This is a genomic window from Orenia sp. (assembly GCF_055140805.1).
On record NZ_JBSQYM010000016.1, the window covers coordinates 20,679 to 27,768 of the forward strand.

Annotated in this window: 6 protein-coding genes; 1 reads left to right on the top strand and 5 read right to left on the bottom strand. The window is 28.8% G+C overall.

Annotated features, from left to right (window positions below; translation table 11 throughout):
- Positions 1–294: 294 nt before the first annotated feature.
- The 4 genes from ACTCDL_RS03280 to ACTCDL_RS03295 form a co-directional block, all read right to left on the bottom strand.
- A complete protein-coding gene (locus ACTCDL_RS03280; protein ID WP_463173979.1) occupies positions 295–1,128 on the bottom strand; it encodes an HNH endonuclease in 834 nt (277 codons plus the stop codon).
- Positions 1,121–2,089, bottom strand: a complete 969-nt coding sequence (locus ACTCDL_RS03285; RefSeq protein ID WP_463173981.1) for a hypothetical protein — start codon at positions 2,087–2,089, stop codon at positions 1,121–1,123. The genes ACTCDL_RS03280 and ACTCDL_RS03285 overlap by 8 nt, the downstream gene beginning before the upstream one ends.
- Positions 2,079–3,377, bottom strand: a complete 1,299-nt coding sequence (locus ACTCDL_RS03290; RefSeq protein WP_463173983.1) for a GmrSD restriction endonuclease domain-containing protein — start codon at positions 3,375–3,377, stop codon at positions 2,079–2,081. Before ACTCDL_RS03290 ends, ACTCDL_RS03285 begins: the two co-directional genes overlap by 11 nt.
- Before the next feature lie 658 nt (positions 3,378–4,035).
- Positions 4,036–5,142, bottom strand: coding sequence for a YibE/F family protein (locus ACTCDL_RS03295; protein ID WP_463173984.1), 1,107 nt, complete (start codon positions 5,140–5,142; stop codon positions 4,036–4,038).
- Between the two features lie 234 nt (positions 5,143–5,376).
- On the opposite strand from ACTCDL_RS03295, the gene ACTCDL_RS03300 reads away from it, so the two are divergent.
- Complete coding sequence (locus tag ACTCDL_RS03300; protein WP_463173989.1) at positions 5,377–5,835, top strand: spore coat protein; 459 nt, start codon at positions 5,377–5,379, stop codon at positions 5,833–5,835.
- Between the two features lie 122 nt (positions 5,836–5,957).
- Here ACTCDL_RS03300 and ACTCDL_RS03305 read toward each other — a convergent pair whose 3' ends face one another.
- Positions 5,958–6,767: a ZIP family metal transporter gene (locus ACTCDL_RS03305; RefSeq protein WP_463173991.1), complete on the bottom strand. Its 810-nt coding sequence runs from the start codon at positions 6,765–6,767 to the stop codon at positions 5,958–5,960.
- Between the last annotated feature and the right edge of the window lie 323 nt (positions 6,768–7,090).

Genomic DNA, 7,090 nt, shown 5'->3' on the forward strand with positions numbered 1-7,090 from the left:
CTCACCCCTTAATCACCCTCTGGTCTAATGAGAGGGAAAACTAACTAATAAATACTTATAGTAGTGAGGCTTTAATTATTAATTTTTTGGTGTTCTATATACTATCAACTTATTTATTGTTCAATTTCTTAATACTTTATGATATAGGAAAAAAGCAACCTAGTTCACAGAAAAATAGTCTGTAGCATAAGTTACTTTTAGATATTTATATGTTTTTTTAATTTATCATTTAGTAAAAAATCTCGATTAATTCCAATAAAATACAAATAAATTGTGAGCTAGAATTTTCTATATTTAGTTATTCATAAGGATATATTCCCTAAATATTCTTCTTACTGTCATTCTTTTTTGTCTTTCACTTAAATTATTTAAATAATCAATAAACATATCATCCAATACATTTGAATGACTATTATTATTAGGGTTTAATAGTGACTTCTTAGTGAATATTCTAAACTCCTTATTTTGTTTCATGTCATTATATAAGTCAGTAATAATTTGATCTAAAATTTTTAAATTCCTCTTATTTAATTTAAATTTCTCAATATGCTTTTTTATACTCTCTTTAGTTTCTTTAAAATACTTAAACTTTTCACTTGGAATAAATCTCTTTTTTAATACATCATATTGTATTTCCAATGGAAAACCAGTTTGAATATGATATGTTCCATAAGGCTGTATTATTATGTTATTTATATTTAAATATTCATTTAAAGCTTTTTCAATTTCAAAACAATGAGATAAACAATTTTCATCTGTACAATAATTATAATCTAATTTTGAAAATTCCTTGCCAATACATTTAACTTTATATTTTTTATAGTTATTACACTTATTACAAGCAACAGAAAAGTTAAATTTGCATCTTTCTAAAAAATTACTTCCATCACCACTATATTGACTTTTTTCTATTGTGTGTTCTTTTTGATAATCTCCATCAATACCATAAGTTTTTTCACCACTTAAATCCGTTCCACAATACATACACCTATGATTTGAAGATTCTAATAAACTTTCAAAAAGACTTCTACTCTCTTCATTCTCATTATAATAGTTTACATTCTTAGTAGGATAATTGATATCTTCAAATCTAGTAGGAAAATCTAATAATATCTTGGGATCAAACATCTATTGGAATCTCCTCTAAAATAATATCTCGAATACTTTTTTCTCTTGGACTTAACCCTTTTACTTCTGATAGATATCTCTTATCCTCATCTTCTAATTCAATATCATTGAAAACCTTCATGTATAACTCTTCCATTCTAGATATCCCTGTATCTTCTTCAACATAACTATTAAACACTTCTCTGTTAATATATTCCAAACTACCTAAATCCTTTGAATCTAAGATTTTATAAGAATAATTAGAACCATCAAGAACAATTATTTTTGTATTCTCAAGTTCTTCAAAAAATGTTAAAGAATGAACTGTTGTAATAATTTTGATACTTGGGAATATCTCTTTTAATTTTTTAATAATTGTCCGAGTCGTTTGATTATCTAAATGTTCATCAATTTCATCTATAACTATAATTTTTACGTCATTTTGATAAGCATAGTATATTTCAACAAATATTCTCAACAATGCTTGATAACCACTAGAAGCAATAACTTCTTCACCCCTTATAGAAAAAAGAATCTTATTTTCATCTTCTAAAAATTCTATATTTATATTAAAATCCTCTAAAAATTCAAATAACAACTCTTTAAATTTACCATTAAGTAAATTAATCTTTAAAAATTGAAAAGCATAGTATGCTCCTAAATTATGTTCCCCTCCAGCAAAAACATCTATCTTATTGAAATAATTAGAATTAACTCTTCTATTCAAAATTTTTTTAGGACTTCCAAGATATTCTGACAACTCTTTCTCATCTAAACCCATCAAAGCCTCATCATTAAAGAGAACTCGATTGACAGTATCTATAAAATAATAATTATTTTTTTCAATATTTTCTTTTAAAATAGCCATCAATGCATCTGATTTCCCAGACATATTCTTACCAGTTATACAGACATGATAGCCATTATCCAATGATTCCATTGCTATCTCCTTTATCTCTTCAATATACTCTTTATAATCCATTATTCTCACCTGACTCTTTTATAATCTTAATAGCTTGTAGTATTCTCTTAAATATCGATTTTTTACTAGAAGTATGTTCACTAGAATTTAATTCTTCTGTTAATTTATTATAAGAGATTTTAAAATTTTTATTTATTATATCTAGTTTAGAAGCAGCAATAAAAAATGCTTCAACCCTTAACTTATCAATATGCTTTTCATCTTTTGGAAATTTATCTACTCCTTCAATAAAACATCTTAACTTTTCTATTTCTTTCTCTACTTCATCTTCAAACTTATGTACTGAATATTCTTTTGAATATTTATCAACTAAATTTGAATAAGTTGAGTATTTTTCTAAAGTCATTACTTCATTTAGCTTATCTATTTTAGCTAAATTTTTAGAATCAAAGTCTTTTTCATCAAACTCATTTATAACATAATCAATTAATTCTTCCTTAGATTTTATTTCAATATACTTATTTAAAGCTAATAATCTCAAAAGGAATTCAACATTTCCATGTCGATTATTTTCATTCTTCTTTATTTTTAGCCAAGCTTGATTTTCTTCATTAAACATATTTATCTGCTTATATAATATACTGCCATAGTAGATTCCATTTCTAATCTCTTGGCTACTTAAAGGTTCTCCTGCACTATTTAATAATCTAAAGATATCAGTATAAACTGAATAAAAATCATCATCATTTTTAACAGATACAATACTAAAATCTAAGGATTTATTATTAAACATTAACTTCTGTGGTTCCTCGAAGCTCTCATAAGTAAATTTTTTGTTTTCTCCATTATCTTTCTTATAATTGAATTCTTTGAATTTCAATCCAAATTGTTCTCTAAGGTCTTTCCTTATTTGTCTCTGCTCTTTTTTAGAGTTAGCCTGTTGATGCTTATCAACTAATTGGCTTATTTTCTTAAAGTTATAATAATGTCTTTTAGTTTTAGAACTCGGAAATACCCCTTTTAAAAAAAAGAATAGGCTTGTTATTCTTTGTTGACCATCTATTATTGTGTACTTTCCATCTTTAGGATTAGAGTACATATATAATCTAGGAATTGGTATATCCCTCAATAATGAAATTATTAACGCTATTACCTGCTTTTCTTTCCAAACATAATTTCTTTGATACTCTGGTATAAAATAATGCCCTGCTTCCATTCTGCTAATAATAGTATCTATAGGAGTTCTCACAGTTTGATAAGTAATATCAGAATTCATCAATTTTTCCATATCTACGTACTCAACATTATTAGGTTCTTCTTTAATATCATTTCTCTTTCTTCTTCCCATGTTATCACCACCTTTTTTAATTACAGAATATTTTAAATCAATCTAATAATCTAGTTTTTATCTTTATTTAGCTACTATATATTTTATAATAAGTTCAAATAAATGTAAAATTCTATTGTTTAAATATAAAGTAATTATCACCATGGAAATACTAAATATTTAATATCCACAATTTTGATTTTTAATATACCAAAATTGTGATTTATCATTACTTGCAACTATTATTATCATTCTAGAAATCTAACTTGCTGCCAATATATTATATCTTACAATTTATCATAGTATCTACTCTAAATAGTAAACATTGTTCTTCTATCCTTAATTTTCTCTCCAGTTATACCTTTAAAGAAACGTAAGCGGTCTCACAATCCTCCATTAAACTCCATACAATCTCCAATTCACCTTTAACCACATTAACTTCAACTTTTAGCCATAGCATGTTTCGCAATCTTTTGACTTAACTCGAAAAAATTACTGTCTAAACGAAGCAAAACATAGCCAAAACTAAAGGTTTAGCTGAATCTTAATTTAAAACTCCTAATTTAATAACTAATATAAAATTTTATTGCTGAGTGAGTTTAATTTTTTCTTGACCTTTTTGGTTACTTTTTTGTCAAGAAAAAAGTAAATCGCCTATTAGGCGAAACCTAATTAAACCTTAGTTATCCAACCACATTAATACCGAAGCAAAACAGGCTGTCACTGGAATAGAAATAATCAAGCCTATACTACCAGCAAGTCCACTGACAAATTCTGTAACAATCATATCCATATTAATAATCCTAATCCAAGGTAGCTCTGCACCTAATAAAACTAATAGTAGAGGTATCGAACCACCTACATAAGCCAATAATAAGGTATTAGACATTGTTCCCATAATATCGCGCCCAACATTCAATCCAGCTTGGAACATTTCACTACAGCCTAAAGATCTATTTAACTGCTTCATCTCAGATATAGCCGATGAGATAGACATACAGACATCAGTTATGGCTCCAAGAGAACCTATGATAATCCCCGCAAATAATAATCCCCTAATGTTGATATCACTATCCATGTAAATTAATATCTTAGATTCTTCACTACTAAATCCTGTCAAATGAGCAATCTTTCCTATCCATAATGCCAGAACACCTGAAGTTATTACACCAAAGCCAGTTCCTATAATTGAGGCAATAGATTTAGAATTGATTCCACCTATAGTCAGTAAAGTAGGGACAATAATCACAATAGCCGAGATAACTGCTACAAAGATTGGATCCTTACCTTGCAACAGCAGAGGAAGCATCATTTTTACAATTATTACTCCCGTAAATACTAGAGTGATGATTGTCTTTAAACCTTGTCCTCTCCCAATTATTAATAATAGTACTGCAAAAATTGCAATTAAATAATAGACCCCATGGTCTCTGATTACATCATGTAAATAAACTTGACCTAACTCATCACCTGATTCATTAGTATTTGTCACTAGAAGAACCTTCATCCCTTCTTCTAATTTTAAATTTGAATAAGGATGATTCTCCTTGTAAAAACTGGTTATATTAATTTTTTCTCCCTCATACTTACCACTTGTTATTAATACTTTTGACCTCTGTTCTAGTAAAATCTCACCCTCTTTGCCTGAATCTAAATTTTCCAGCTCAATAACCTTACCCCGAAAATAAATCTCTTGATATTCCTCTTCCCCATAGGATATATTATTAAATAAAAATATTACAAACACCAACAAAAATATAATAGTCAAATTAGATTTTAATTTCAATACTTCTACCTCCCAATAGATTTAAATAGCTTTAACATAAAAAAACTCCTAACTCTTAGCTAGAGAAATAGGATAAAAAGTAAATCTTTAATTAATAAATGAGCATAACTCAATAATTATATATTCAAGAAAATAAAAGCTACTCCTCTTTACATTAATAACTAAATCTAAATTTAAAAATCAGAATAAAAAATCCATAGTTACAAAAAATAAACTAACAAAGGAGGCGATATTATCACACAAATTACACTCACTCAAAAAGAAAGAACTCTTCTAGAAGATCAGAAAAGCCATGAAGAGATCTGTATTCAGAAGTATAAAGATTATGCCAATCAAGCTCAAGATCCAGAATTACAAGCACTATTTAATTACTATGCAGATCAAGAGCAACAACATTTTGATACTGTTAACCAGATGTTAAATGGTACTATTCCTCAGCTAAATCAAAAAAACCAGCAGAATAACCAACCCCAAATTAGCCAAGGTCAGACTGGAAATCCTACTGATTACAAACTATGTACTGATCAGTTAATGACAGAAAAATATGTATCTTCTACTTATAATACTAGTATCTTTGAATTTACTAGCTCTGAAGCTCGTCAAGTATTAAACCATATTCAAAAGGAAGAACAAGAGCATGGAGAAGGAATCTTCAATTATATGCAAAGCCGTGGAATGTACAACACAAAATAATCAACCAAAAGGGAAGTGTGGATTTCCACACTTCCCTTTACTAATTTAATTAAAGATAAACTTAACACTATTACTACTAATCTATATATTACCTGGTAAAATCTTAATTATAGTTTACTCATTTAACCTAATGCCACATCTAAAGCCATCATCACTGCAAAACCTAGCATCAATCCTGCTGTAGCTATATGACTATTACCTTCTTGATGTGATTCAGGAATCAACTCTTCACCTACTACAAAGATCATTGCTCCTGCCGCAAAAGCTAAAGCATACGGTAGAATCGGTCTCATCAATAATACCGCTGCCGCACCAAGTACCCCTGCAAGTGGTTCAACTATTCCTGATGCCTGCCCATACATAAAGCTCTTCATTGGAGATAATCCTTCTCTTCTTAAAGGCACAGATACAGCTGTCCCCTCTGGAAAGTTTTGAATACCAATACCTATAGCCAAAGCTATTGCTCCTGCTAAAGAAGCCGAAGGTAGATTAGCACCTACTGCTCCAAAAGCTACTCCCACAGCCAAACCTTCTGGAATATTATGTAATGTCACTGCAAGTACCAATAAAATACTTCTCTCCCAACTGGTCTTAATCCCTTCTGCTTTTCCTTTAGCTAAGCCAGGATGAAGATGGGGCAAATATCTATCTACTATTCTTAAAAATAATCCACCTAATAAAAATCCAACTACTGCTGGAATCCAACCAGGAACCCCCAAATTCTCCGACATCTCAATAGCAGGAGCCAATAATGACCAAAAACTAGCTGCAATCATTACTCCAGCTGCAAAACCCAACATTCCATCTAAAAATTTTCTATTCACTTCTTTAAAGAAGAAGACTACCCCTGCTCCTAAAGCAGTTAGAAACCAAGTAAAAAGAGTAGCTAAAAAAGCTTGCATAACAGGATTTAACCCTTTAAACCATTCCAAAAACATAAAATCACCCTCTCTTAATTAGTAATTAGTAATAATTACTATTTATATTATAATATATTATTCTTAATAAGTAAATTGATAATCAAGATTTACTCGCTTAAATTCAACTTTATACTTAGAACTATAAACGAGCAAATTTTAGACCAATTAATGTAAATTGTTAATTTTGAGCCATTCTATACTGTTGATATAGATATGTTAATCTAGGCTTTAATGCCTGTTTGATGCCACAGGTTAAAACACTGTGGCTACTTTAAAAACATAAGATTTCCCTAAAGGGAGATAAAATAATATTAGCCTGAATGAATATCCTAATT

What these genes read in the sequence shown, in the direction of transcription:
- ACTCDL_RS03290 (WP_463173983.1), bottom strand. Translation starts at nt 3,377, where the DNA reads ATGGGAAGAAGAAAGAGAAATGATATTAAAGAAGAACCTAATAATGTT.
- ACTCDL_RS03285 (WP_463173981.1), bottom strand. Translation starts at nt 2,089, where the DNA reads ATGGATTATAAAGAGTATATTGAAGAGATAAAGGAGATAGCAATGGAA.
- ACTCDL_RS03280 (WP_463173979.1), bottom strand. Translation starts at nt 1,128, where the DNA reads ATGTTTGATCCCAAGATATTATTAGATTTTCCTACTAGATTTGAAGAT.